20 protein-coding genes and 1 pseudogene are annotated in these 23,180 nt (G+C 62.0%); 6 read left to right on the forward strand and 15 right to left on the reverse strand.

Annotation, left to right across the window (positions count from 1 at the left end; genetic code table 11):
• Window positions 1-113: 113 nt before the first annotated feature.
• Genes CRP40_RS05200 through CRP40_RS05215 form a run of 4 tightly spaced genes read right to left on the reverse strand, consistent with a single transcriptional unit; the run spans window position 114 to window position 5,997 of the window.
• Complete coding sequence (locus tag CRP40_RS05200) at window positions 114-3,131, reverse strand: sarcosine oxidase subunit alpha (protein ID WP_027913568.1); 3,018 nt, start codon at window positions 3,129-3,131, stop codon at window positions 114-116.
• Window positions 3,128-3,463: a sarcosine oxidase subunit delta gene (locus tag CRP40_RS05205; protein ID WP_027913567.1), complete on the reverse strand. Its 336-nt coding sequence runs from the start codon at window positions 3,461-3,463 to the stop codon at window positions 3,128-3,130. The genes CRP40_RS05200 and CRP40_RS05205 overlap by 4 nt, the downstream gene beginning before the upstream one ends.
• A 14-nt stretch (window positions 3,464-3,477) precedes the next feature.
• Window positions 3,478-4,728 (reverse strand): sarcosine oxidase subunit beta family protein, encoded by a 1,251-nt coding sequence (locus CRP40_RS05210; RefSeq protein WP_027913566.1) that lies wholly within the window; start codon window positions 4,726-4,728, stop codon window positions 3,478-3,480.
• Between the two features lie 15 nt (window positions 4,729-4,743).
• The gene (locus tag CRP40_RS05215; protein WP_023532571.1) at window positions 4,744-5,997 is read right to left on the reverse strand and encodes a serine hydroxymethyltransferase; all 1,254 of its coding nucleotides are present in this window, start codon (window positions 5,995-5,997) and stop codon (window positions 4,744-4,746) included.
• 383 nt (window positions 5,998-6,380) lie between these two features.
• Here CRP40_RS05215 and CRP40_RS05220 point away from each other — a divergent pair, with 383 nt between their 5' ends.
• From CRP40_RS05220 to CRP40_RS05235, 4 genes and pseudogenes are all read left to right on the forward strand, one after another.
• Window positions 6,381-7,421, forward strand: a complete 1,041-nt coding sequence (locus CRP40_RS05220; RefSeq protein ID WP_027913565.1) for a low specificity L-threonine aldolase — start codon at window positions 6,381-6,383, stop codon at window positions 7,419-7,421.
• 85 nt (window positions 7,422-7,506) lie between these two features.
• Window positions 7,507-8,244 (forward strand): hypothetical protein, encoded by a 738-nt coding sequence (locus tag CRP40_RS05225; RefSeq protein ID WP_141400901.1) that lies wholly within the window; start codon window positions 7,507-7,509, stop codon window positions 8,242-8,244.
• Between the two features lie 133 nt (window positions 8,245-8,377).
• Window positions 8,378-8,503, forward strand: a pseudogene (locus CRP40_RS05230) (threonine aldolase); the annotation flags it as partial.
• Between the two features lie 87 nt (window positions 8,504-8,590).
• Entirely contained in the window at window positions 8,591-8,926 is a 336-nt protein-coding gene (locus CRP40_RS05235) for a hypothetical protein (RefSeq protein ID WP_027913563.1), read from the forward strand.
• A gap of 179 nt (window positions 8,927-9,105) precedes the next feature.
• Here the strand turns inward: CRP40_RS05235 and CRP40_RS05240 are convergent, their stop codons facing one another.
• From CRP40_RS05240 to gbcB, 3 genes are all read right to left on the reverse strand, one after another.
• Window positions 9,106-9,408, reverse strand: a complete 303-nt coding sequence (locus CRP40_RS05240; RefSeq protein ID WP_027913562.1) for a cell division protein ZapA — start codon at window positions 9,406-9,408, stop codon at window positions 9,106-9,108.
• Window positions 9,405-9,635: a hypothetical protein gene (locus CRP40_RS05245; RefSeq protein ID WP_027913561.1), complete on the reverse strand. Its 231-nt coding sequence runs from the start codon at window positions 9,633-9,635 to the stop codon at window positions 9,405-9,407. The genes CRP40_RS05240 and CRP40_RS05245 overlap by 4 nt, the downstream gene beginning before the upstream one ends.
• Window positions 9,636-9,837: 202 nt before the next feature.
• Window positions 9,838-10,938, reverse strand: a complete 1,101-nt coding sequence (gbcB, locus tag CRP40_RS05250; protein ID WP_027913560.1) for a glycine-betaine demethylase subunit GbcB — start codon at window positions 10,936-10,938, stop codon at window positions 9,838-9,840.
• Window positions 10,939-11,232: 294 nt separating this feature from the next.
• Here gbcB and gbcA point away from each other — a divergent pair, with 294 nt between their 5' ends.
• Entirely contained in the window at window positions 11,233-12,525 is a 1,293-nt protein-coding gene (gene gbcA / locus CRP40_RS05260; protein WP_027913559.1) for a glycine-betaine demethylase subunit GbcA, read from the forward strand.
• A gap of 53 nt (window positions 12,526-12,578) precedes the next feature.
• Here gbcA and CRP40_RS05265 read toward each other — a convergent pair whose 3' ends face one another.
• From CRP40_RS05265 to CRP40_RS05295, 7 genes are all read right to left on the reverse strand, one after another.
• Window positions 12,579-13,373, reverse strand: a complete 795-nt coding sequence (locus CRP40_RS05265; RefSeq protein WP_081728177.1) for an RHS repeat-associated core domain-containing protein — start codon at window positions 13,371-13,373, stop codon at window positions 12,579-12,581.
• A gap of 199 nt (window positions 13,374-13,572) precedes the next feature.
• Window positions 13,573-14,343 (reverse strand): electron transfer flavoprotein subunit beta, encoded by a 771-nt coding sequence (locus tag CRP40_RS05270; RefSeq protein WP_027913558.1) that lies wholly within the window; start codon window positions 14,341-14,343, stop codon window positions 13,573-13,575.
• 10 nt (window positions 14,344-14,353) lie between these two features.
• Window positions 14,354-15,586, reverse strand: a complete 1,233-nt coding sequence (locus CRP40_RS05275) for an electron transfer flavoprotein subunit alpha/FixB family protein (RefSeq protein WP_027913557.1) — start codon at window positions 15,584-15,586, stop codon at window positions 14,354-14,356.
• Complete coding sequence (gene dgcB / locus CRP40_RS05280) at window positions 15,586-17,541, reverse strand: dimethylglycine demethylation protein DgcB (RefSeq protein ID WP_027913556.1); 1,956 nt, start codon at window positions 17,539-17,541, stop codon at window positions 15,586-15,588. Before dgcB ends, CRP40_RS05275 begins: the two co-directional genes overlap by 1 nt.
• 206 nt (window positions 17,542-17,747) lie before the next feature.
• Entirely contained in the window at window positions 17,748-19,808 is a 2,061-nt protein-coding gene (gene dgcA / locus CRP40_RS05285; RefSeq protein ID WP_027913555.1) for a dimethylglycine demethylation protein DgcA, read from the reverse strand.
• A 15-nt stretch (window positions 19,809-19,823) separates the two neighbouring features.
• Window positions 19,824-20,354, reverse strand: a complete 531-nt coding sequence (locus tag CRP40_RS05290) for a DUF5943 domain-containing protein (protein ID WP_023532428.1) — start codon at window positions 20,352-20,354, stop codon at window positions 19,824-19,826.
• Window positions 20,355-20,430: 76 nt separating this feature from the next.
• Window positions 20,431-21,408, reverse strand: a complete 978-nt coding sequence (locus tag CRP40_RS05295) for a dipeptidase (RefSeq protein ID WP_023532386.1) — start codon at window positions 21,406-21,408, stop codon at window positions 20,431-20,433.
• Window positions 21,409-21,693: 285 nt separating this feature from the next.
• Here CRP40_RS05295 and CRP40_RS05300 point away from each other — a divergent pair, with 285 nt between their 5' ends.
• Window positions 21,694-22,095, forward strand: a complete 402-nt coding sequence (locus CRP40_RS05300; RefSeq protein ID WP_027913554.1) for a lysozyme inhibitor LprI family protein — start codon at window positions 21,694-21,696, stop codon at window positions 22,093-22,095.
• A gap of 88 nt (window positions 22,096-22,183) precedes the next feature.
• On the opposite strand, the gene CRP40_RS05305 is transcribed toward CRP40_RS05300, so the two are convergent.
• Window positions 22,184-23,140 (reverse strand): GlxA family transcriptional regulator, encoded by a 957-nt coding sequence (locus tag CRP40_RS05305; RefSeq protein WP_027913553.1) that lies wholly within the window; start codon window positions 23,138-23,140, stop codon window positions 22,184-22,186.
• Window positions 23,141-23,180: the final 40 nt, after the last annotated feature.

Raw genomic sequence — 23,180 nt, forward strand, 5'->3', positions numbered from 1 at the left:
ATCGCCGGCGAGCCGGCGCTTACTGAGCGTGCATGAACCTCGGTGTCTGCACCGCGCCTGTAGGAGCCGGCCGGCCTGCGACCCGGCCTGGCCTGCTCCCCAGGGGCCCGGAGTCAAACGTTCTGCCGCTCACCCTTCGGATCGAAGAACACCGAAGACACGATTTCCGCCTCGATCACGCTGCCATCGGCCTGAGGCGAGTAGACACGCTCGCCCATGCGCTTGAGGCCGCCCTTGACCACACCCATGGCGAACGAATAGCCCAGGGAGTTGGCGGCGTAGCTGGAGGTGACGTGGCCAACCATGTCCATCGGGATGGGCTGCTTCGGATCGAACACCAGCTGAGCGCCTTCGGGCAGCCACTGGTTCGGGTCGATCGGTTTCAGGCCAACCAGCTGCTTGCGGTTTTCACGCACGCAGTCTTCACGGTTCATGCCGCGCAGGCCAATCCACGAATACGGCTTGTTGCGCCCCACGCACCAGCTCATGTTCAGGTCGTCCGGCGTCATCGAGCCGTCCGTGTCCTGGCCGACAATGATGAAGCCCTTCTCGGCACGCAGCACGTGCATGGTCTCGGTGCCGTACGGGGTCAGGTTGTACTTCTTGCCTGCCTCGACGATCTGCTCCAGCACGCCCATGGCGTAGTTGGCTTGCACGTTGATTTCATACGACAGCTCACCGGTGAACGAGATACGGAACACACGGGCTGGCACACCACCGACGTTGCCTTCCTTCCAGGTCATGAACGGGAAGGCTTCCTTGTCCATGTCGATGTCGGTCAGCTCGCTGAGCAGCTTGCGGCTGTTCGGCCCGGACAAGGTCATGGTCGCCCAGTGGTCGGTCACCGAGGTGAAATACACCTTCAGGTCTGGCCACTCGGTCTGGTGGTACAGCTCCAGCCACTGCAACACGCGCGCCGCGCCGCCAGTGGTGGTGGTCATGATGAAGTGGTTGTCGCCGACGCAGGCGGTTACGCCGTCGTCGAACACCATGCCGTCTTCCTTGCACATCAGACCATAGCGCGCCTTGCCCACATCGAGCTTGGTCCAGGCGTTGGTGTACACGCGGTTGAGGAACTCACGCGAATCCGGGCCCTGGATATCGATCTTGCCCAGGGTGGAGGCGTCCAGGAAGCCGACGCTGTCACGCACCGCCTTGCATTCGCGGGCAACGGCGGCGTGGATGTCTTCACCGCCTTTGGGGAAGTACCACGGGCGCTTCCACTGACCAACGTCTTCGAACTCGGCGCCATTCTTCACGTGCCAGGCATGCAGGGCCGTGAAGCGCACGGGCTCGAACAGGTGCCCACAGTGACGACCGGCCACCGCGCCGAATGTCACCGGCGTGTAGTTGGGGCGGAACATGGTGGTGCCCATTTCCGGAATGGTGATGCCCATCGAACGCGCCGCAATGGCCAGGCCGTTGATGTTGCCCAGTTTGCCCTGGTCGGTACCGAAGCCCAGCGCGGTGTAGCGTTTGACGTGCTCGACCGACTCGAAGCCTTCACGGGTAGCCAGCTCGATGGCAGCGGCCGTCACGTCGTTCTGCTGATCGACGAACTGTTTCGGCGCACGGGCGGTGCCCTTGTCGTGTGGCACCTGGAACAGCGCCAGGGTGGCGTCTTCCTTGCGCGAGACGGTTTTCGGCAAGGTGCCTACGGTCGCCTTGAAGCCGGCTTCGGTGGCTGCACGCACGCCGCCTTCGAAGCCGTCGGCAATGGCATCGCCCAACGGGTAGACACCGTTGATGCCGCCAACGCACTCACGCTTTTGCGGGGCATTGCCCGGCACGAAGCCCAGAATGTCTTCACGCCATACCGGACGGCCGCCCAGGTGCGAAGCCAGGTGAACCACAGGGCTATAGCCCCCGGAGGTGGCGATCAGGTCGCACTCGAGGGTTTCGCCAGGGCTGGTGACCTTGTGGGCCTGCACATCGATGGCGGCCACCCGAGCACCCGTGACGTGCTTGCTGCCCTTGGCTTCGATGACAGCACTGGAGGTGAGGATACGAATACCCTTGGCACGCGCTTCTTCGACCAGCGAGCCCCGTGGGTTGTGGCGGGCATCGGCGATGGCCACCACCTGCAAACCTGCATCGTGCCAATCCAGCGCGGTACGGTAGGCATGGTCGTTGTTGGTCGACAGCACCAGCTTGCGGCCAGGCGCTACGCCGTAGCGGCGAACATAGGTCGAAACGGCGCCGGCCAGCATGTTGCCTGGCACGTCGTTGTTGCCGTACACCAGCGGGCGCTCGTGGGCGCCGGTGGCCAGCACCACACGCTTGGCCCGTACACGGTGCACGCGGTGGCGCACCTGGCCGAGCGGAGCACGGTCGCCCAGGTGGTCGGTGAGGCGCTCATGGATGGTCAGGAAGTTATGGTCGTGGTAGCCGTTGACCGTGGCGCGTGGCAGCAAGGTCACTTCCGGCAGGCCTTCGAGCTCCTTGATGACGCCACTGACCCATTCAACGGCCGGCTTGCCGTCGAGGGTTTCACGGGTGTCCAGCAGGCTGCCACCGAATTCTTCCTGCTCGTCGGCCAGGATCACGCGAGCACCGCTGCGCGCAGCCGCGAGGGCTGCCGCCAGGCCAGCAGGCCCTGCACCGACGATCAGCACGTCGCAGTGCTGGTTCATGTAGTCGTAGCTGTCCGGATCATTCTGCAGCGGCGCGCGGCCAAGGCCGGCTGCCTTGCGGATGTACTTCTCGTACGTCATCCAGAACGACTTGGGGTACATGAAGGTTTTGTAGTAGAAGCCCGGCGGCATCATGCTGCCGCCTACCTTGCCCAGGATACCCATGACGTCATTGTTGACGTTCGGCCAGCCATTGGTGCTGGTGGCGACCAGGCCCGAATACAGGGCTTGCTGGGTAGCGCGCACGTTGGGGATCTGGGTGGCTTCGCTGGAGCCGATCTGCAAGATGGCGTTCGGCTCCTCGGTGCCTGCGGCGATGATGCCGCGCGGACGCGAGTACTTGAAGCTGCGGCCGACGATGTCGACGCCGTTGGCCAGCAAAGCCGCCGCCAGGCTGTCGCCGGCATAGCCCTGGTAAGTCTTGCCGTTGAAGGTGAAGTTCAACACCTTGCTGCGGTCGATACGGCCGCCGCTGGCGAGGCGATAGGTCTGGCTCATACGTTGACTCCCCGTTCGTTTACAGCAGCCGAGCGCGCCGGTGTGTGTTCACGGGCGCTGACTTGCGGCTTCTCGCCAATCTTGTAGGTTTCCAGGATCTCGTAGGTTTCGGTGTTACGGGTGACGTTGAAATACTGACGGCAGCCGGCAACGTGGTCCCACAGTTCGTGGTGAATACCGCGCGGGTTGTCACGGTAGAACATGTACGTGCCCCACTCCTGGTCGGAGCAGGCGTTGGGGTCCAGCGGACGGGCGATGTGTGCCTGGCCAGAGGCGTGGAACTCTTCTTCGGAGCGCAGCTCGCCGCAGTGGGGACAGAAAATATGCAACATGACGGTGTCTCCGGTTAGTGGGCGACGGCGGCAGCGCCGTGTTCGTCGATCAGGGCGCCGTTGTAGAAGCGGTCCATGGAGAACGGCGCGGCCAGGGGGTGCATCTCGCCCTTGGCCAGGCTCGCGGCGAAGACGTTGCCCGAACCTGGGGTCGCCTTGAAGCCGCCAGTACCCCAACCGCAGTTGAAGAACATGTTCTTGACCGGGGTCTTGGTGATGATCGGGCAGGCGTCCGGCGAGGTGTCGACGATGCCGCCCCATTGGCGGTTCATGCGCACACGCGAGAGGTTGGGGAACATCTCGACGATGGCCTGCAAGGTGTGCTCGATCACTGGGTACGAACCACGCTGGCCGTAGCCGATCCAGCTGTCGATACCCGCACCGATCACCAGGTCGCCCTTGTCCGACTGGCTGATGTAGCCGTGCACGGCGTTGGACATGATGACGCTGTCGATGATGGGCTTGATCGGTTCGGAAACCAGTGCCTGCAATGGGTGCGATTCGAGCGGCAGGCGGAAGCCGGCCAGCTTGGCCATATGACCGGAGTTACCTGCCGTGACCACGCCCACGCGCTTGGCGCCGATGAAGCCCTTGTTGGTTTCCACGCCGATGACCGCGCCGTTTTCCTTGCGGAAACCCGTCACTTCGGTCTGCTGGATCAAGTCCACGCCCAGGGCGTCGGCGGCACGGGCGTAGCCCCAGGCCACGGCGTCGTGGCGGGCGACGCCGCCACGGCGCTGCACGGTGGCCCCCAGGATCGGGTAACGGGTGTTCTTGGAGCAGTCCAGGTACGGAATCTCCGCCGCGACCTGGGCGGTATTGAGCAGTTCGCCATCGACCCCATTGAGGCGGTTGGCGCTGACCCGGCGTTCGGAGTCACGCATGTCCTGCAGGGTGTGGCACAGGTTGTACACGCCGCGCTGGGAGAACATGACGTTGTAGTTGAGGTCCTGGGACAGGCCCTCCCACAGCTTCATGGCGTGCTCATACAGGTGGGCCGACTCGTCCCACAGGTAGTTGGAGCGCACGATGGTGGTGTTACGGGCGGTGTTGCCGCCGCCCAGGTAACCTTTCTCGATCACCGCGACATTGGTGATGCCGTGTTCCTTGGCCAGGTAGTAGGCCGTGGCCAGGCCGTGGCCACCACCGCCGACGATGACCACGTCGTACACCTTCTTCGGTGTCGGCGTACGCCACATGCGCTGCCAGTTCTCGTGGTGGCTGAGGGAGTGCTTGAGAAGGCCGAAGCCCGAGTAACGTTGCATGGTGTGGGACTCCACTCAGCGGTAAACAGGGAAATCTGCGCACAGCGCCGCGACATTGCTGGCCACATCGGCTTCGACGTCAGCGTCACCGAGGTTGTCGAGTACGTCACAGATCCAGCCGGCCAGGGCCACGCATTGGGCGACCTTGAAGCCGCGGGTGGTCACCGCCGGGGTGCCGATGCGCAGGCCCGAGGTCACGAAGGGCGATTGCGGGTCGTTGGGGACGGCGTTCTTGTTGACGGTGATGTGCGCACGGCCCAGGGCAGCGTCGGCATCTTTGCCCGTCAGGCCCTGGCGAATCAGGCTGACCAGGAACAAGTGGTTGTCGGTGCCACCGGAGACCACGTCATAACCGCGATCGATGAACACCTGGGCCATGGCCTGGGCGTTTTCGATGACCTGCTTCTGGTAGCTCTTGAACTCAGGCTCAAGCGCTTCCTTGAAGCACACCGCCTTGCCGGCGATCACGTGCATCAGCGGGCCGCCTTGGGCGCCCGGGAAGACGGCAGCGTTGAGTTTCTTCTCGATCTCTTCGTTCGACTTGGCCAGGATCAGGCCGCCACGCGGGCCGCGCAGGGTCTTGTGGGTGGTGGTGGTCACCACGTCCGCGAACGGGATTGGGTTCGGGTAAAGGCCCGCAGCGACCAAGCCGGCCACGTGGGCCATGTCGACGAACAACAGCGCCCCGACCTTGTCGGCGATGGCGCGGAAACGCGGGAAGTCCAGGGTCTTGGAGTAGGCCGAGAAGCCCGCGACGATCATTCTAGGCTTGTGCTCGACCGCCAGTCGCTCGACTTCGTCGTAATCGATCAGGCCGGTATCGGTGTCGATGCCGTACTGCACGGCGTTGTACAGCTTGCCCGAGGACGACACCTTGGCGCCGTGGGTCAGGTGGCCGCCATGGGCCAGGCTCATGCCCAGGATGGTGTCGCCAGGCTGCAGCAGCGCCAGGTACACCGCGCTGTTGGCCGAGGAGCCGGAGTGCGGCTGAACGTTGGCATAGTCGGCACCGAACAGCTGCTTGGCGCGCTCGATGGCCAGCGCTTCGACCTTGTCGACGTGCTCGCAGCCACCGTAGTAGCGCTTGCCTGGGTAGCCTTCGGCGTATTTGTTGGTCAGGCCGCTGCCTTGGGCCTGCATCACGCGCTTGGACGTATAGTTCTCCGAGGCGATCAGCTCGATGTGGTCTTCCTGACGCTGCTCTTCGGCACTCATCGCCGCCAGCAGTGCATCGTCATAACCCTGGATCTGGTCTTGCTTGCTGAACATCTTGTATCTCCCGGCAGCGATCATTTTTTGTTCGGAGGGTTCACTCTGACCCTTTGTGGCGATGGTAGGGCTGGCCGGGGTGTGCCAGATGCCTGCGCACGCCTTGCAATGGCGCGTTTACGACATTGGTCAGCGTCCGGATCACACTGGCCACACGTACGGCGCCCGGTGGGAGGCACAGGCCTGAAAACCAGCCGAGCCAAGCCCCCGTCTGCTCAAAGGGCAACGCTCACCCGTGTGGCGCTTCGGCGAGGTTGGCCACATTCGAATGTCGAGGATTCCTTGAACACACGACCTGAAAACGCACGGGTATCCGGGTTGTATAGTCAACCGCTGAATCGATGGTTTAGAGTGCTGTTCTGCGTCGTTCACAGGACAGTGTCATGACAGATAAGAGCCAACAATTCGCCAGCGACAACTATTCCGGCATCTGCCCGGAGGCCTGGTCTGCGATGGAAAAAGCCAACCACGGCCACGACCGCGCCTACGGCGACGATCAATGGACTTCGCGCGCCTCGGAATACTTTCGGGCCTTGTTCGAAACCGACTGCGAAGTGTTCTTCGCCTTTAACGGCACCGCCGCCAACTCCCTGGCCCTGGCCTCGCTGTGCCAGAGTTACCACAGCGTGATCTGCTCCGAGACCGCGCATGTCGAAACCGACGAGTGCGGCGCGCCGGAGTTCTTTTCCAACGGGTCCAAGCTGCTGACGGCACGCAGCGTCGGCGGCAAGCTCACGCCCGACAGCATCCGTGAAGTGGCGCTCAAGCGGCTGGACATCCACTACCCGAAACCGCGGGTGGTCACGCTCACGCAGGCCACTGAAGTCGGCACTGTTTACCGTCCCGACGAACTCAAGGCGATCAGCGAGACCTGCCGGGAGCTGAACCTGCACCTGCACATGGATGGCGCACGCTTTTCCAATGCCTGTGCCTTCCTGGGCTGCTCGCCTGCCGAGCTGACCTGGAAAGCGGGAGTGGATGTGCTGTGTTTTGGCGGCACCAAGAACGGCATGGCCGTGGGCGAGGCGATTCTGTTCTTCAACCGCGAGCTGGCCGAAGACTTCGATTACCGCTGCAAGCAGGCTGGGCAATTGGCTTCGAAGATGCGCTTCCTGTCGGCACCTTGGGTCGGTTTGCTGGAAGACGGCGCGTGGTTGCGGCATGCGCAGCACGCCAACCATTGTGCGCAGCTGCTGGCCTCGCTGGTGCAGGATCTGCCTGGCGTCGAGGCGATGTTCCCAGTAGAGGCCAATGGCGTGTTTCTGCAACTTCCCGAGCCTGCACTGACTGCGTTGAGGGATGAAGGATGGCGCTTCTACACGTTCATCGGCAATGGCGGCGCTCGCTTCATGTGCTCCTGGGATACCGAAACGGCACGGGTCGAGGCCCTGGCATCGGCCATACGCCGAATCGTGGCAGCCTAAGATCGACTGCGACTAGCAGATTTGCCAGTTGGGCGTGGTGCACCGCCTGAGTACCTTGGGCCCTCTAGTCCTAAGAGTATCCGCCATGAAATCTCTGAACGCACCTGATCGCCCATACAGCTCTGTACCAGTGGATCCGGAAAAACTGTTGCAAGCTAGCTTCGGCAGCATTTTTCCGGAACCTGCCTTGAATCACCGCGTCTGGGTACGCTACATCGAGTTGGATGAAGCATCGGACACTGCGGTTCTTAGTGTGCAAGCGCAAAACGTCGACGATGGCTCGACCCATTTCTATACCGCGCAAGTTACCCGCCAGCAAGCCATAGACTGGAGCGGCCCACTCGATATAGTCATTGTCGATGGTAGTTACCACCATATCGAGCAAAAGCTCGTAACCAACAACCCTAAAGCCACTGCTCTTAAAACGTTGCCATGCCCCACGGATGCTCTCGTGCTCGGCGAGAAACACCAGGCGGCCCTGTACGCACCCAAAGGTACGGTGATCATGCTGCCAAGCACGTGGGAGACGGTTCATCACAGGACGCTGTATCACCTGGCAGACGGCACGCGTAAGTTCATCGTGAACCTTGGCGGTGACCGGCACCTGGAATACCCAGTCGATACCAGTGCTGGCCCGCTCGGTGTACCCGGCGATTTCATGGCGTTTGAGGGCAGTGGTTACGTGAGCCTGATCGTTGGTCGCTTATCGGAGAGGGAACTCATTAGAGACGACTCGAAACCGTTGATGCTCCTGGGCCTGGGCAAAGGGCAGTGGTTACGTGAGCCTGATCGTTGGTCGCTTATCGGAGGGGGAACTCATTAGAGACGACTCGAAACCGTTGATGCTCCTGGGCCCGGGCAAAGTGCAGGGCGTTGTAAACCCCGATTGAGCACGCGGCGCTAGGTGACTGCTGCACCTGCGGCCGTGGGCCGCTGGTGAAGTGAACGCGTCATCCGGCAAAGGCTGGCGCTTCTACACCTTCATCGGCAGCGGCGATGCGCGGCTCATGTGTTCCTGGGACACCGAGCAAGAACGTGTGCGTGAGCTGGCGGCAGACATCCAGGCCATCGCTGGCACCTGATACTTCTGCCAGTTTCTCTCTGCCGGACAGGACGATAGGCTGCTTACACCTGGCCGGGTAACCACTCTTGTGACATGGAGAAACGCGATGAACGAAAAAAATCAGGCAGTGCTCAGCGAAGCTGATGTTGCCAAGTGCATCAAGGTTGGCGACCGGATCAATGGCCAGGTCGTCACGGAGAAGGTGTGGACCCGCGACACCCCGGGGAACCTTACCGTTCACGTCATCTATAACAGTGACATCGCAGAGCGGGTGGAAGTACTCGATCCCGATATACTTTTCACCGTGCGTGAAGGCCTGGTGAGTTCAGGCGAGGTGTACGAAAAAAAACGTGTGGAAACACAGTACACCAAGTCTGATTCGGGTTGGACTGTCCAGGAAGTTCATTACGACCTGTTCGACGTGCTGAGTCTTAAGACTTGATAATCCAGATGCCGCCTCCTGCTCCGGACTGAGCGAAAGCAGGGCGCTTGGTGTGGTTGCCAGTGAAGCCATTGCTTTGCAAGCAGGACCACCTACACCTTCAGTCATTCAATGACTGGAGAAAACGTGAAGCGTGGGGGCGGGGTTAGCCGCTCCCACGTAGCTTGGCCAACGGCCTGTCACTGCTCGGCGATGGTCCGAACGATCGCATCCACCGTGGCGTCGATCTGTGCCTGGGTCCGGGCAAGGGTCCGCTGATGTTCCTTCTGCAGTTCGACCTGCTTTGAGCACAGGTTCAAGGCTGCCAGTACCAGCAGCTTGTCGCCGATCAGGGTCGGATACGAACGCTTGGTCTCGGCCAGGGCAGTGTTCAACATACGCACCGCGTGGGCCAAGGTCTCTTCCTGGCCTTCGGGCGCCTTGATCGAATAGTCGTTGCCCAGGATCGACACGACATTGACCGGCTGCGCTTGCAGGCTCATGCGTTGACGACACCCGCGCTGGCACGATCGACCAACGCCTGGATACGGGCGGCGGTGGCGCCGTTCTTTTCTTCCTGCTCCATCAACGACAGCTGCAGGGTTTCGTTCTCTTCGTTTGCCTGGGCCAGTTGCTGGCCGAGGACGTTGTTTTGCTCGGTGAGTTGAGCGTTCTTTTGCATCAGGTCGCTGACCAGTTGCTCGAGTTGATTCAGGGAAGCTTCAAGCATGGGTCTATCTCAGGTTGTTGCGAGGGGCGCACACGATAAAGAAAACCGTTGCCCATCGCCATTAAATATCGGATTCACAAGGGTTGTGCCCCGCACATTGACAGGGTAACCCCCCTCTTGTTCCGACCTGAGTCAACCATCGGTCAGTCAAAGACGTGGGGCTGCACCGCAGCCCCCGACAGATCCAAGCTGTGCCCTGGACTCAATAATCGATGCGCACATCCCCTTTCGGTACGCTGCAACATGACAGGATGTAGCCTTCGGCCTCGTCTTCCTCGGTGATGCCGCCGTTGTGTTCCATCTCCACTTCGCCGCCCAGCTTCAACACCTTGCAGGTACCGCAGATCCCCATGCCGCAGGCTTTGGGGATCATCAGCCCGACTTTCGCCGCCGCTGCGTGCACGGTTTCGCCCGGCGCGATGCGAATGCTTTTGTCGCTGCCGATGAACTCGACCAGGTTGAGGTCGGCTGCGTCCACTTCCGGCGCATCGGCGGCCGCTTCGGCATGTTCCACTGCATCGGCCTTGGCTTCGGCTGGCGTCGCCCCGAACGACTCCTCGTGGTAATTGTTCATGTCGAAGCCGACCGCTTCGAGCATGCGCTTGACCGCCGTCATATAGGGGGTCGGGCCGCAGCAGAACACCACGCGTTCCATGTAGTCCGGCGCAATCAGCTCCATCAGCCGCTGGTTCAGGTAGCCACGGTAGCCCGCCCAGGGTTCGCCCAGGCCATGCTTCTCGCAGATGATGTGCAGGCCGAAATTGGGCACGCGGGACGCCATCTGCTCCAGTTCGCGATGGTAGATGATGTCCTTGGGTGAACGGGCGCTGTGTACGAACACCATGTCGACATTGGCGTTGGTGTCATAGAACCAGCGGGCCATCGACATGACCGGTGTGATGCCCACGCCGCCAGACAGGTACAGCACCTTGGCGCCGGGGAAGTCGATGGCGTTGAACAGCCCCACAGGTCCGTGCACCGGCAGCTCGGCACCTTCGTGCATGGTGTCATGCAGGAAGTTGGACACCAGCCCGCCGGGTACGCGCTTGACTGTGATGGAGAAGCTGTAGGGCACCGAAGGCGAGCTGGATATGGTGTAGGAACGCATGACCGGCTTGCCTTCGATTTCCAGCTCCAGGGTCACGAATTGCCCAGGCTTGAAGAAGAACATGATCGGCTGGTCTGCCATGAAGCAGAAGGTGCGCACGTCCCAGGTCTCCTGGATGACCTTGACGCAGCGCACGATGTGGCGGCCGTTGGCCCAGGTCTGGGTAGTGACCGGATTGAGGTAGGTTTCGGACATGTTCATCTCCAGCAGCCGACAGTTGGCCTTTTTATGGCTCGGATGATGCTCAAGCTTGCGACCTTGAACATTCCTGCCAGCGACATCGGCGTACTTATCGCGACCAGCCCCGCACGACAAGGGTTGCGGCGTCGTAATTCAAATCGGCCATGTCGCCCATGGATACGGTTCACGCCGCCTTCGCACGCACACTCCACCGCAAAACAACACGCTGTTCATGGTTAACAGCCTTGCGGCACCACAACAACGATTAGCCACCTTTTGCCGGCCGCGCACGGCCCCGAGGAATACACGATGGACGTCACCGCAACCCTGAGCCTGGGCGATCCACTTGAACCTGCACGCAAGGCGACCGCCGAGATGCTGCAAAACCGCGAGCGCACCTACTCGCTGCCCCAGCCTTTCTACACCGACGAGCGTCTGTTCCAGATCGACATGCAGGAGATTTTCCACAAGGAGTGGCTGATCGCTGGCATGACCTGCGAGATCCCGGCGAAAGGCAATTACCTCACGCTGCAGATCGGCAAGAACCCGATCATTGTCGTGCGCGGCACCGAGGGCAAGGTGCATGCGTTTCACAACGTCTGCCGTCACCGCGGCTCGCGCCTGTGCGTCAGCGAAAAAGGCAAGGTGGCCAAGCTGGTGTGCCCTTACCACCAGTGGACCTACGAGCTGGACGGCCGCCTGCTGTTCGCCGGCACCGAGATGGGCGCTGACTTCGACATGAACCAGTACGGCCTGAAGCCTGTGAACGTGAAGGTCGGTGGCGGTTACATCTTCATCAGCCTGGCGGAAAACCCGCCAGCCATCGACGAGTTCCTGGCCACCCTGGACCACTACATGGAACCGTACGACATGGAAAACGCCAAGGTGGCGGTGCAGACCACCTTGATGGAAAAGGCCAACTGGAAGCTGGTGCTGGAGAACAACCGCGAGTGCTACCACTGCAATGGCTCGCACCCGGAACTGTTGCAGACCCTGCTGGAGTGGGACGACACCAACGACCCGCGCGCCAGCCAGGAATTCAAGGACCACGTGGCCGCCTCTGCTGCCGCCTGGGAGGCCGAGAAGATCCCGTACCTGCACAAGAGCCATGGCCTGCGTAACCGTATCGTACGCATGCCGCTGCTCAAGGGCACGGTTTCGATGACCATGGATGGCAAGCAGGCCTGCAAGAAGTTGATGGGCCGCATCAAGAACCCGGACCTGGGCTCGATGCGCATCCTGCACCTGCCGCACTCCTGGAACCACTGCATGGGCGATCACATGATCGTGTTCACCGTGTGGCCGATCAGTGCCCAGGAAACCATGGTCACCACCAAGTGGCTGGTGCACAAGGATGCCGTCGAAGGCGTGGACTACAACCCAGAAAACATGCGCAAGGTATGGGATGCCACCAACGACCAGGACCGCCGCCTGGCTGAAGAGAACCAACGTGGCATCAACTCCACGGCGTACCAGCCTGGTCCTTACTCCAAGACGTATGAGTTTGGGGTGGTGAACTTCATCGACTGGTACAGCGGGCGCTTGCTGAACAACCTGGGGGCGGAGCCTGCGCCGTATCTTAAGGAAGTGCAGGCACAGTAACTGGCTAGAACCCGGATAGCGACAGATGTCGCTATCCTTTCTTCAAGCCGTGGTTAGGTAGATCTTAGTCGGGCAGCATCATCCCCTATGCTCTTCGGAAAGCCCGGGTCTGCAGAGTGCCTGCGTTCCGTGCGAAGCCTGTTGACTACCGCCTTCGGTTCCTCTATCGACGGCACGTTAACGAGTGTGGGTTCATTCAATCGCCACGGTTTCGCTTGAGCCAGCTTCCATGCTTCATAGGTAGAGGTGCCCAGCGACACTATCGTCAGCGCTGCAAGCGCCCAGGTTTGCCATTTGCTGTCCGGGTCGACCGCTCTGGTCACCCCAATGGTCAACCCCGCCGTACCCGATAGGGCACTGATACTCGATAACACCCACTCAGCCCGCTTTGGCTTGGGTATCAGCGGTTGAAGAGCTTCCACGGCAGTTTGGGAAGCCGAATTGATCCGTTTATGGAAAGACCTGAAACGTAGGCCGCTGATAAAGACGCCCATGAGGTTGGTGAAGATGCTCAGGACTGGCAGCACATATTCCTCTGGCTTTTGCCCAGTAGGGTCGCTGTGGTTGACTGGATCACCCACGCAGTAGGCATAGGCATTCAAGCCGCCGTTACCGAATGGGCTCAATATGTCGGGTGAATGGAAGCGCATGAGCGATGGCTTGTAGTGCCGGTGTCCATTCCCCAGCGGGTAGCTGAACGTCAGCGGATCGCGCAACTCTCCACAAAAGGCAAGGCTTGGCTCCGAGAGCTCGTTCCCAGTGCCATAGGGCGAATAAGCCCGACGACCTTGGCGCCCGGTGTCTGATACGGGATGTCGTCGGTTGGCGCTGTAGAGAAAGGTCGGCATGATTCCCCGAACTCGCGTGGCATGCGTGCAGGATAGACGGGCATGCAGCGCTGGGGTACTGGCAAAAATGACAGGTCTTGCACGGCGCGCGTCACCCGCTGTGCTCGCCGGTGGAAGCGGGCTTGCCCGCGATCACCGGCACAGCCGATGCCAGCCGCTGCGCGGGATGCCTGGCGGGTTCAGTCGCCAGGCATGCCCATCAGCGCAGTACGCCTTCCTCGACCAATAGTTTCACAATGGCCTCGGCACCTTCCTGCGGCGTGACGTCCTTCAACACTTTGCCCCCGCCCCCGCTGGCCTTGGCCGTGGCGGCCTTCATGCGGTCGGCGCCGCTTTTGGCCTTGATAACTTTCAGCCGTTTGGGCCGTGGGCGGGCCGGTTGCAGGGCCTCTTCGCCCAGCAGTTCATCGTCCACCACCTGTACGTCCTGCGCCGCTAGCACACCACGGCGCGCTGGTCCGAAGGCACTTTGACGCGGCTTGGGCGCGGCGTTATCCACCGTCGCCACCATGGGCAGGCGTACCTTCAAACGCCGGCGCTGACCGCGCGGTAACGCCTGCAACACTTGGGCAGTACCGTTCTCGATGGATTCCACCTCGGCCAGCCCCACCACCAGCGGCCAGCCCAGTTTTTCAGCGAGCAGGAACGGCAGCATGCCCGACCCCTCCCCCGTCTCGGCCTGGCTGCCGGTAAGCACCAGTTGCGCACCGGCACCGCGCAGGTAATCGCCCAGCACCCCCAGCACATCGGCGCCGGCGGGTTGCTCGAGCACATCAAGGTGTTCCAGGCCCATGCCCAGGTAACCGCGCAAAGCCTCCTCACGGGGATCCCCTGCATGCACGACTTGCAGGTCTTCGCCGGCCAGTTGCAGACCCAACTCGACCGCCCGTGAGTCCTGCTCGGCGCGCCGCGCGCGACCGGAGCTTGGGTGCGCACCGATCGAAACCAGGCTGATGACTTTCGTACTCATGCTCGTGCCCTTATGCCGCGTCACGCTGGGCGCCGTTGCGGAACTGCTCCACAGCGTCGATCAGTGCCTGAAGAATCGCCGCGCTGTCGCCAATCACCGACAGGTCGGCGCGTTTGATCATGTCGCAACCGGGGTCCATGTTGATCGCCACCACCTTGTCGCAGGCACCGATGCCCTGCAGGTGCTGGATAGCGCCAGAGATACCTACCGCCATGTACACACGAGCCGTTACCCACGTCCCCGTAGCGCCGACTTGGCGATCACGCGGCATGTGGCCATCGTCCACCGCCACCCGCGATGCACCTTGGGTCGCGCCCAATGCGGTGGTCGCCTTGTGAAACAGGGCCCAGTCCTTGACACCGTTGCCACCGGATACAATGAACTCGGCTTCGGCCATGGCGATCTTGGCCGGGTCGACGGCCACAGAGCCCAGGTCCTCGATGCGCGAGATACTGCGCGCCACACTGCCGGACAGCTCGACCGGCAAGGCCTCGTGACGGGTTTCGCTCACAGGCTCTGCACATTCGGCCGCAGCCAGGATCAGGCGTGGCAGCACGCGTTGCATGTCTTGCTGCCCCGCACCGGCGCGGCCGATGCACTGGCCGTCCTTGACCTGCCAGACACGCGTTGCCGGGCGCTCGCCCAGCGCAGCACCGAGGCGTCGGCCGAGCTCGCCACCGCCGGAACGGCTGTCTGGCAGCAGCCAGTGACGCGGGGCGAACTGGTTATCGACAGCGCGCAAGCCCTGCACCAACTGCTCCGGTGCATACCCTTGGTACGCCTCGCCTTCGATGACCAGCAAGCGGTCCACGCCTGCGGCGGCAAAGTTGGTTTCCTTGTGCTCGCCGAACACGATGGCCAGTACCGCGCCGTCGCTGCCCGCCAACCCATGGGCCAGGCCCAGCAGGTCGCGGTCGTGGCTACCCAGGCGCCCGCCGATCATGTCCGGTACCACGGCAATGTAGAACGCAGGCTCTGCCACCTGGTGCAGCGGCAACTGCACTTCGGCCGCAGCGCTACGCCGTGCGCCACCGCTGGTGCCCTGCTGGGCCCCCGAGCGATCGATACGCTTGAGGCCGTTGGGGCCGATGAAGCCAGCCGCACTGGCGTGGGGGTTCTTGCGCATGAGGCCGTTGGGCCCCATCCAGCTGGTTTGTTGCGTCTGCATGGCCGCATGCAGCGGATGCAGACGGTTACGGGCGATCCACTCGGCGCGAGGGTCGCGGCGGATGATGTCGCTCATCAATGCACCTCCGCAGGTTCACGTTTGGATTTCGCAGGTTTGGCAGCCGCTGGCTGGGCCTCTTCCTCGATCAGCACATCGGCCACCAGTTCGGCCAAATCCTTGATCAGCGGCCGTGGCTCTACCACCCCTTCGAGCATGGCCGTGCACTGCGGGCAGCCCACGGCGACCACTTCGGCTTCGGTGGTGCGGATGTCGTCCATGCGCATGTCGGGAATACGCTGTTTGCCCGGGATGTCGGTGATCGGCGCACCGCCGCCACCGCCACAGCAGCGTGAGCGAAAGCCCGAGCGCTCCATTTCGCGAACTTCGATGCCCAGTGCGCGAAGCACCTCGCGAGGCGCCTCGTACTCGCCGTTGTAGCGGCCCAGGTAGCACGGGTCGTGGTAGGTGACGCTGCCGCCCTTGTGCTGCCCCAGGTTGAGCTTGTTGGCACCGATCAGCTCGGCAATGTAGGTGCTGTGGTGCTGCACCTGGTAGTTGCCACCCAGCGCACCGTATTCATTCTTGAGCACATGGAAGCTGTGCGGGTCGCAGGTAACGATGCGTTGGAACGTGTATTTGGCCAGGGTCTGAATGTTGCGCTTGGCCAATTGCTGGAACGTGGCTTCATCACCCAGACGGCGCGCCACGTCACCACTGTCGCGCTCCTCCAGGCCAAGCACGGCGAAATCGACGCCAGAGGCCTTGAGCACCTTGACGAACGCGCGCAGGGTGCGCTGGTTGCGCATGTCGAAGGCGCCATCACCCACCCAGAACAGCACGTCGGTACGTTTGACGTCCGCCAGCAGTTTGAGGTTGAGGTCAGCCGCCCAGTTCATGCGCCCGCCCGGGGCGAAACCGCCCGGGTTGTCGGTGGCGATCAGGTTGTCCAGCACCTCGGCGCCCTTGTTCGGGGTGGCGCCTTTTTCAAGCGTCAGGTGACGGCGCATGTCGACGATGGCATCGACATGCTCGATCATCATCGGGCACTCTTCCACACACGCGCGGCAGGTGGTGCAGGACCACAGTGTCTCGGCATCGACCAGCCCATTGACGATAGGCTGGTGGGGGTGGCCGCCGTGCTCACCCAACGGCTTGCCAGGATAGGGGCTGCCAGCGAACTTGGCATCGGTGCCGCCCGCCAGGCCGATGACCATGTCCTGAATGAGTTTTTTCGGGTTCAACGGCTGCCCGGCGGCAAAGGCCGGGCACATGGCCTCGCACTTGCCGCACTGCACGCAGGCGTCAAAGCCCAGCAGTTGGTTCCAGGTGAAGTCCACTGGCTTTTCAACGCCAAGAGGCGCACGGGGGTCTTCCAGGTCCAGCGGCTTGAGGCCAGTGGAGCGCCCGCCACCGAAACGCTCGGCGCGCCGGTGCCAGGCCAGGTGCAGGGCACCGGCGAAGGCGTGCTTCATGGGCCCGCCCCAGGTCATGCCGAAGAAAAGCTCCGACACGCCCCACAGCACGCCCAGGCCCAGAATCCCGACCATCACCCAGCCGCCCGTGTTGGCCGGCAGAATACCGGCCACGGGCAAGGTGGCGATGAAGAAGCTGGCAGCAAATACCAGCAGGCTCTTGGGCAGGCGCATCCAAGGGCCCTTGGACAGGCGCGAAGGCGGGTTCAGGCGGCGCTTGAAGACGAAGATGGCGCCGGTGAACATGATCACCGTGGCCAGCAGCAAGGCGTAGCCCAAGATCTTGCTCTGCAGGCCGAAACCATGCACCAGGATCGCCAGCAGCGCCGACAGCACGAAGCCGCCAGCGGTGGCCACGTGGGTATTGGACATGTACTTGTCGCGCTCGACCACGTGGTGCAGGTCCACCAGGTAGCGGCGCGGCATGGCCAGCAGACCGCCGATCAGGTCCACCTTGGAGGGTCGACCTCGGCGCCACATGTTCACACGGCGCAGCGCACCGAGCACGGCAAGCCCGAGCGCGGCGAACAGCAGGATGGGTAGAAGGGTGTTCAACATGGGAAGCTCCCACAACAGCTAGATTCTTGCGCCACCCCGAAGGCCAGCGCGGGCCCCTGCGGGAGCGGCCTGGTGCTGCGAAAGGGCTATGAAGCGGCCCCAGCATCCGTGGTACTGATCAAATGCTGGGGCCGCTTCGCGACCCTTTCGCGGCACAAGGCCGCTCCTACAGGGGGGCCAGTCCCGCTTTCAGAAAGGCGGTGCGATCAGAAGTCCTTGCACAGACGCAAGGCATCGTAGATCGCCGCATGCACGTTACGCTGGGCCACACAGTCGCCGATGCGGTACAGCAGGTAGCCTTCGCCTGGCTGGCTCAAGATCGGCTGTGGCTTGATGGCGAACAGCGCCTCCACGTCGATCTGGCCCTTGTTGCGCGAACCGTCCTTGAGGGCGTAGTACAGCTGCTCGTCCGGACGCACACCGTTCTCCACCACCACCTGATCGACCACCCGCTCTTCCTTGGCGCCGGTGTACTCGTTCTCCAACACAGCGACCAGCTTGTCGCCCTCGCGGTAGACTTTCTCCAGCATCATGTCCCCGGTCATGATCACTTCCTTGGGGTACATGCTGCGGTAGTAGGTCGGGAAGGTGGTGCCGCCCATGGCGACACCCGGCTTGATGTCGTCGGTGACGATTTCGACCTGGCTACCCTTGTCGGCGATGAAGTCGGCCACCGACATGCCGGTGAACTCGCAGATGGTGTCGTACACCAGCACGTTCTTGCCCGGCGCGACCTTGCCATCGAGCACGTCCCAGCTGCTGACCACCAGCCCTTCGGCCGCACCCCAGTGTTCGTTCTGCTCCAGGAACGAATGTCCGCCCACAGCCAGCACGATGATGTCCGGGCGCAGATCCTGAATGGTGTCTACATCGGCCGCGGTCCCCAGGCGCAGGTCCACCTTCAGGCGGGCCAACTCCAATTGGTACCAGCGGGTAATACCAGCAATCTGGTCACGTTGCGGCGCCTTGGCTGCGATGGTGATCTGACCGCCGATCTGGTCGCGTTTTTCGAACAGGGTCACATCGTGGCCACGCTCGGCGGCCACGCGCGCCGCCTCCATGCCTGCAGGGCCGGCACCGACGATGACGACCTTGCGCTTGGCGCCGGTGGTCTTCTCGATGATGTGCGGCACACCCATGTACTCACGCGAGGTCGCGGCGTTCTGGATGCACAGCACGTCCAGGCCTTGGTACTGGCGGTCGATGCAGTAGTTGGCGCCGACGCACTGCTTGATCTGGTCGATCTGGCCCATCTTGATCTTGGCGATCAGGTGGGGGTCGGCCATGTGTGCACGGGTCATGCCGACCATGTCCACATAACCACCTTCGAGAATCCGGGTGGCCTGGTTCGGGTCCTTGATGTTCTGCGCGTGCAGGACCGGGACCTTGACCACTTCCTTGATGCCCGCTGCCAGGTGCAGGAACGGCTCTGGCGGGTAGCTCATGTTCGGGATGACGTTGGCCAGGGTGTTGTGGGTATCGCAACCCGAGCCCACTACCCCGATGAAGTCGAGCATGCCGGTGCCATCGTAATAGGCAGCGATCTGCTTCATGTCTTCGTGGCTGAGGCCATCGGGGTGGAACTCGTCGCCGCAGATCCGCATGCCCACGCAGAAGTCGTCGCCCACTTCGGCACGCACGGCCTTGAGCACTTCCAGGCCGAACTTCATGCGGCCTTCGAAGCTGCCGCCCCACTCGTCGGTACGCTTGTTGACGCGCGGGCTCCAGAACTGGTCGATCATGTGCTGGTGCACCGCCGACAGCTCGACGCCATCGAGGCCACCTTCCTTGGCGCGGCGGGCTGCCTGCGCGTAGTTGCCGATCACACGCCAGATCTCTTCCACCTCGATGGTCTTGCAGGTGGCACGGTGCACCGGTTCGCGGATGCCCGAGGGCGACATCAGGGTCGGCCAGTTGAAACCATCCCAGCGCGAGCGACGCCCCATGTGGGTAATCTGAATCATGATCTTGGCGCCATGCTTGTGCATGGCGTCGGCCAGGTTCTGGAAGTGCGGAATGATACGGTCGGTGGACAGGTTGACCGACGACCACCATTCCTGCGGGCTGTCGATGGCCACCACGGACGAGCCGCCGCAGATGGCCAGGCCGATGCCGCCCTTGGCCTTTTCTTCGTAATACTTCACATAGCGGTCGGTCGTCATGCCGCCGTCAGTGGCGTAGACCTCGGCGTGCGCGGTGCTGAGCACGCGGTTGCGGACGGTCAGTTTGCCGATCTGGATCGGCTGGAACATTGCTTCGAATGCCATGACGCTATCTCCGGCTTACAACGGCTTCGTTACGAACAGGCCATCTTCGTGGCCTTCTTCCGACCCGCCGTACACCTGCTCGGCAACGGTGCGGATCGAGCTGCCGCGGGCAGCGAGAATCTGGTCCATGGCACCGGCGAACCAGCCAGTGAACATGTAGTCGACCTTGCGGCCGCACTTGCCATAGACGTAGACGAAGGCCGAGTGCTTGAGCTTGACGCTGCACGTGCCCTTGTCCAGGTCGATGTCCTGGATCTCGAACAGCCCCCAGCCACGCTGGCTCAGGCGCTTCATGTAGTGCTCGAAGACCGCGACCCCTTCCAGGCCATGGCACTCGGCTTCTTTCTCGCACCAGTGCCACGCCGACTTGTAGCCCGCCTTGTAGAGAATGTCGGCGTACTTGTCGGCGCCCAGGACTTCTTCGATGCCCATGTGGTTGTTGACGAAGAAATGGCGTGGCACGTACAGCATCGGCAAGGCGTCGCTGGTCCAGACACCGGTCTCGCTGTCGACTTCGATTGGCAATTGCGGGGCGATCTTGGCCATGGAAACTCAACTCCAGAAAAAATTTTTATTGGGTAGCCCCGGCGTTGCTGGCAGGGGCTGGAAGCTTGAGAGCGGCTTATTCGCCCCAGACGTCTTTCAATACGTTGACCCAGTTCTCGCCCATGATCTTGCGAACCACGCGCTCGGAGTGGCCACGCTTGAGCAAGGTTTCGGTGAGGTTGGGGAACTCGCCCACGGTGCGAATGCCCAGCGGGTTGATGATCTTGCCGAAGTTGGTCAGGCGACGGGCGTAGCCCTTGTCGTGGGTGAGGTATTCGAAGAATTCCTTGCCGTGACCCTGGGTGAAGTCGGTGCCGATGCCGATGGCATCTTCACCTACGATGTTCATGGTGTACTCGATGGCCTCGGCATAGTCGTCGATGGTCGAGTCGATACCCTTGGCCAGGAACGGTGCAAACATGGTCACGCCAACGAAACCACCGTGGTCGGCGATGAACTTCAGTTCTTCATCGGACTTGTTGCGCGGGTGCTCTTTAAGGCCCGATGGCAGGCAGTGGGAGTAGCACACCGGCTTTTTCGATTCGAGGATGACTTCCTCGGAGGTTTTGGAGCCGACGTGGGACAAGTCGCACATGATGCCGACGCGATTCATTTCGGCAACGATTTCGCGACCAAAGCCCGACAGGCCGCCGTCACGCTCGTAGCAGCCAGTGCCTACCAGGTTCTGGGTGTTGTAACACATCTGCACGATGCCCACGCCCAGCTGCTTGAACACCTCCACATAACCGATCTGGTCTTCGAAGGCATGGGCGTTCTGGAAGCCGAAGAGGATACCGGTCTTGCCCAGTTCCTTGGCCTTGCGAATGTCGGCCGTGGTGCGCACGGGCATCACCAGGTCGCTGTTCTCGCGGATCAGTTTCTGGCTTGCAGCGATCTGGTCGACGGTTGCCTTGAAACCTTCCCAAACCGACACGGTGCAGTTGGCGGCGGTAAGGCCTCCTTTGCGCATATCTTCGAACAGCTCGCGGTTCCACTTGGCGATGATCAGGCCATCGATGACGATGCTGTCGGCGTGTAATTCGGCTGGGCTCATCAGGCGTCCCCTTTTATTGAATGGGCTGGCGCCAAACCTTGTGCCGGCGCTTTGGGGCCAGCATATGCCTGTGCCCCGAGGCGCCCCGATGCAAAAACGACAGGGGGTTTGCCGAAAGCGTCAATGCGCGACAAGCCGGCCTCTGGCGCGGCCTGCGGCGATGAGACACAGTCTCGATAACGACCATCGAGGGCCCTTTGATGAACAATCTGCCTAGGTGATACCGTACGCGCCGAGAGTGCGCGAGAATCGTCAGGATTCGTCAGCCGGTGGAGGAAACAACGAATGAAAGCGATGGCAGGGATGGTACTGCTGGCCGTGGTGGCCGCAGCCCAGGCCGGTGAGGAAGAAAATACCCCGTGCGACAACGTCGAGACCGAGGCGCAAGCCCACGCCTGCGCAGCGTTTAACAAGCAAGCCTCCGAACGGGAGCTGAAATCGGCCTATGACGAACTTCTCCAGCGCGTTCATGACGCGTTCGACGACAAAGGCAGCGTTGCAGCAACAATGATCGAGCGCTTGAAGCAGGCTCAGGGGCTGTGGACGCAGCTTCGCGATGCCGATTGCAAGGTGGAAACCCTCACCCTGCCAACCAACGGCAAAGCTTACCAGGCCGCCTGGGACACCTGCGTGGCGCAACGCACCGATGACCGGTCCGAGTACCTGCAATCGATTCTGCAACAGTAGCGCGAGACTGCCTGGTCAGGAAAAGTTTGCGGCTTATTCATCGCACCAACCTCAAGCTCCAACGTGTGGGCAACGACATTTTGCAGGGCTAATTCGGCGGTGACGGCTTCACGACCCTTCGCTCCTCGCGCGGGCAGCGCCCGAAGCGGCGCTTGTAACGTCGGGTGAAGTACGACGGCAGTTCAAAACCGCATGCCACGCTGACCTGGGTGATCGTCATCTGGGTTTGGCGCAACAACTGGCAAGCCTTGTCCAGGCGCAGGCCGAGGTAAAAGCCGCTGGGGGTGTCGTTGAGGTGCAACCTGAACAGGCGCTCCATCTGGCGACGGGTGATCATCGCGCGCGCGGCCAGTTCCGTTGTGCCAAGGGGGTGTTCGGTGTGCTTTTCCATCTCACCGATCACCTGCACCAGCTTGCGGTTGCTGATGCCATAGCGTGCAGCGATCTGCATGCGTTGATGATCTTGGCGCGGTCGAATACGGCTCAACACGAACTGCTCGGAAACCTGCACGGCGAGCTCGGCGCCATGGGCCTGGGCAATCAGATCGAGCATCAAGTCGATTGAAGCGGTGCCGCCCGCACAGGTAATGCGTTGCCGGTCAATTTCGAACAGCTCCTGGGTGGCCTGCAGGCTGGGGTAGTTTTCCCTGAACGCATCCAGCGCCTCCCAGTGTACGGTCGCACGATGGCCATCGAGCAAGCCTGCCTCGGCCAGCACCACAGCACCAGTATCGATCCCGCCTAGCATGCCACCCTCGTGAGCCAGGCGTCGCAGGCTTTGCTGGAGCTTGGGGGCGTAGCAGCGCAGGGGTTCGAAGCCTGCCACGATCAGCAACGTACCGCAGGGCGTTTGCGCACCCAGCGCTGCGTCGGCATTGACCGACATGCCATTGCTGGCGTTCACGGCGCTCCCATCCAGGCTCAACACCTGCCAGTGGTACGCCTGGGCTTTGAACCTATTGGCCACGCGCAGGGGCTCCAGGGCACTGATGAACCCCATGGCCGAGAAACCGGGCAATAACAGGAAGTGGATGATCTGCGCCATGGCGTGCTCCAGAGAACAGGTCGCCTGCGTGCAAATGTTG

The organism is Pseudomonas sp. URMO17WK12:I9 (assembly GCF_900230165.1).
GTDB classification, from domain to species: Bacteria; Pseudomonadota; Gammaproteobacteria; order Pseudomonadales; family Pseudomonadaceae; genus Aquipseudomonas; species Aquipseudomonas fulva.

Coding starts and splice junctions, on each gene's coding strand:
- CRP40_RS05200 (WP_027913568.1), bottom strand. CDS start 3,131: ATGAGCCAGACCTATCGCCTCGCCAGCGGCGGCCGTATCGACCGCAGC.
- CRP40_RS05205 (WP_027913567.1), bottom strand. CDS start 3,463: ATGTTGCATATTTTCTGTCCCCACTGCGGCGAGCTGCGCTCCGAAGAA.
- CRP40_RS05210 (WP_027913566.1), bottom strand. CDS start 4,728: ATGCAACGTTACTCGGGCTTCGGCCTTCTCAAGCACTCCCTCAGCCAC.
- CRP40_RS05215 (WP_023532571.1), bottom strand. CDS start 5,997: ATGTTCAGCAAGCAAGACCAGATCCAGGGTTATGACGATGCACTGCTG.
- CRP40_RS05220 (WP_027913565.1), top strand. CDS start 6,381: ATGACAGATAAGAGCCAACAATTCGCCAGCGACAACTATTCCGGCATC.
- CRP40_RS05225 (WP_141400901.1), top strand. CDS start 7,507: ATGAAATCTCTGAACGCACCTGATCGCCCATACAGCTCTGTACCAGTG.
- CRP40_RS05235 (WP_027913563.1), top strand. CDS start 8,591: ATGAACGAAAAAAATCAGGCAGTGCTCAGCGAAGCTGATGTTGCCAAG.
- CRP40_RS05240 (WP_027913562.1), bottom strand. CDS start 9,408: ATGAGCCTGCAAGCGCAGCCGGTCAATGTCGTGTCGATCCTGGGCAAC.
- CRP40_RS05245 (WP_027913561.1), bottom strand. CDS start 9,635: ATGCTTGAAGCTTCCCTGAATCAACTCGAGCAACTGGTCAGCGACCTG.
- gbcB (WP_027913560.1), bottom strand. CDS start 10,938: ATGTCCGAAACCTACCTCAATCCGGTCACTACCCAGACCTGGGCCAAC.
- gbcA (WP_027913559.1), top strand. CDS start 11,233: ATGGACGTCACCGCAACCCTGAGCCTGGGCGATCCACTTGAACCTGCA.
- CRP40_RS05265 (WP_081728177.1), bottom strand. CDS start 13,373: ATGCCGACCTTTCTCTACAGCGCCAACCGACGACATCCCGTATCAGAC.
- CRP40_RS05270 (WP_027913558.1), bottom strand. CDS start 14,343: ATGAGTACGAAAGTCATCAGCCTGGTTTCGATCGGTGCGCACCCAAGC.
- CRP40_RS05275 (WP_027913557.1), bottom strand. CDS start 15,586: ATGAGCGACATCATCCGCCGCGACCCTCGCGCCGAGTGGATCGCCCGT.
- dgcB (WP_027913556.1), bottom strand. CDS start 17,541: ATGTTGAACACCCTTCTACCCATCCTGCTGTTCGCCGCGCTCGGGCTT.
- dgcA (WP_027913555.1), bottom strand. CDS start 19,808: ATGGCATTCGAAGCAATGTTCCAGCCGATCCAGATCGGCAAACTGACC.
- CRP40_RS05290 (WP_023532428.1), bottom strand. CDS start 20,354: ATGGCCAAGATCGCCCCGCAATTGCCAATCGAAGTCGACAGCGAGACC.
- CRP40_RS05295 (WP_023532386.1), bottom strand. CDS start 21,408: ATGAGCCCAGCCGAATTACACGCCGACAGCATCGTCATCGATGGCCTG.
- CRP40_RS05300 (WP_027913554.1), top strand. CDS start 21,694: ATGAAAGCGATGGCAGGGATGGTACTGCTGGCCGTGGTGGCCGCAGCC.
- CRP40_RS05305 (WP_027913553.1), bottom strand. CDS start 23,140: ATGGCGCAGATCATCCACTTCCTGTTATTGCCCGGTTTCTCGGCCATG.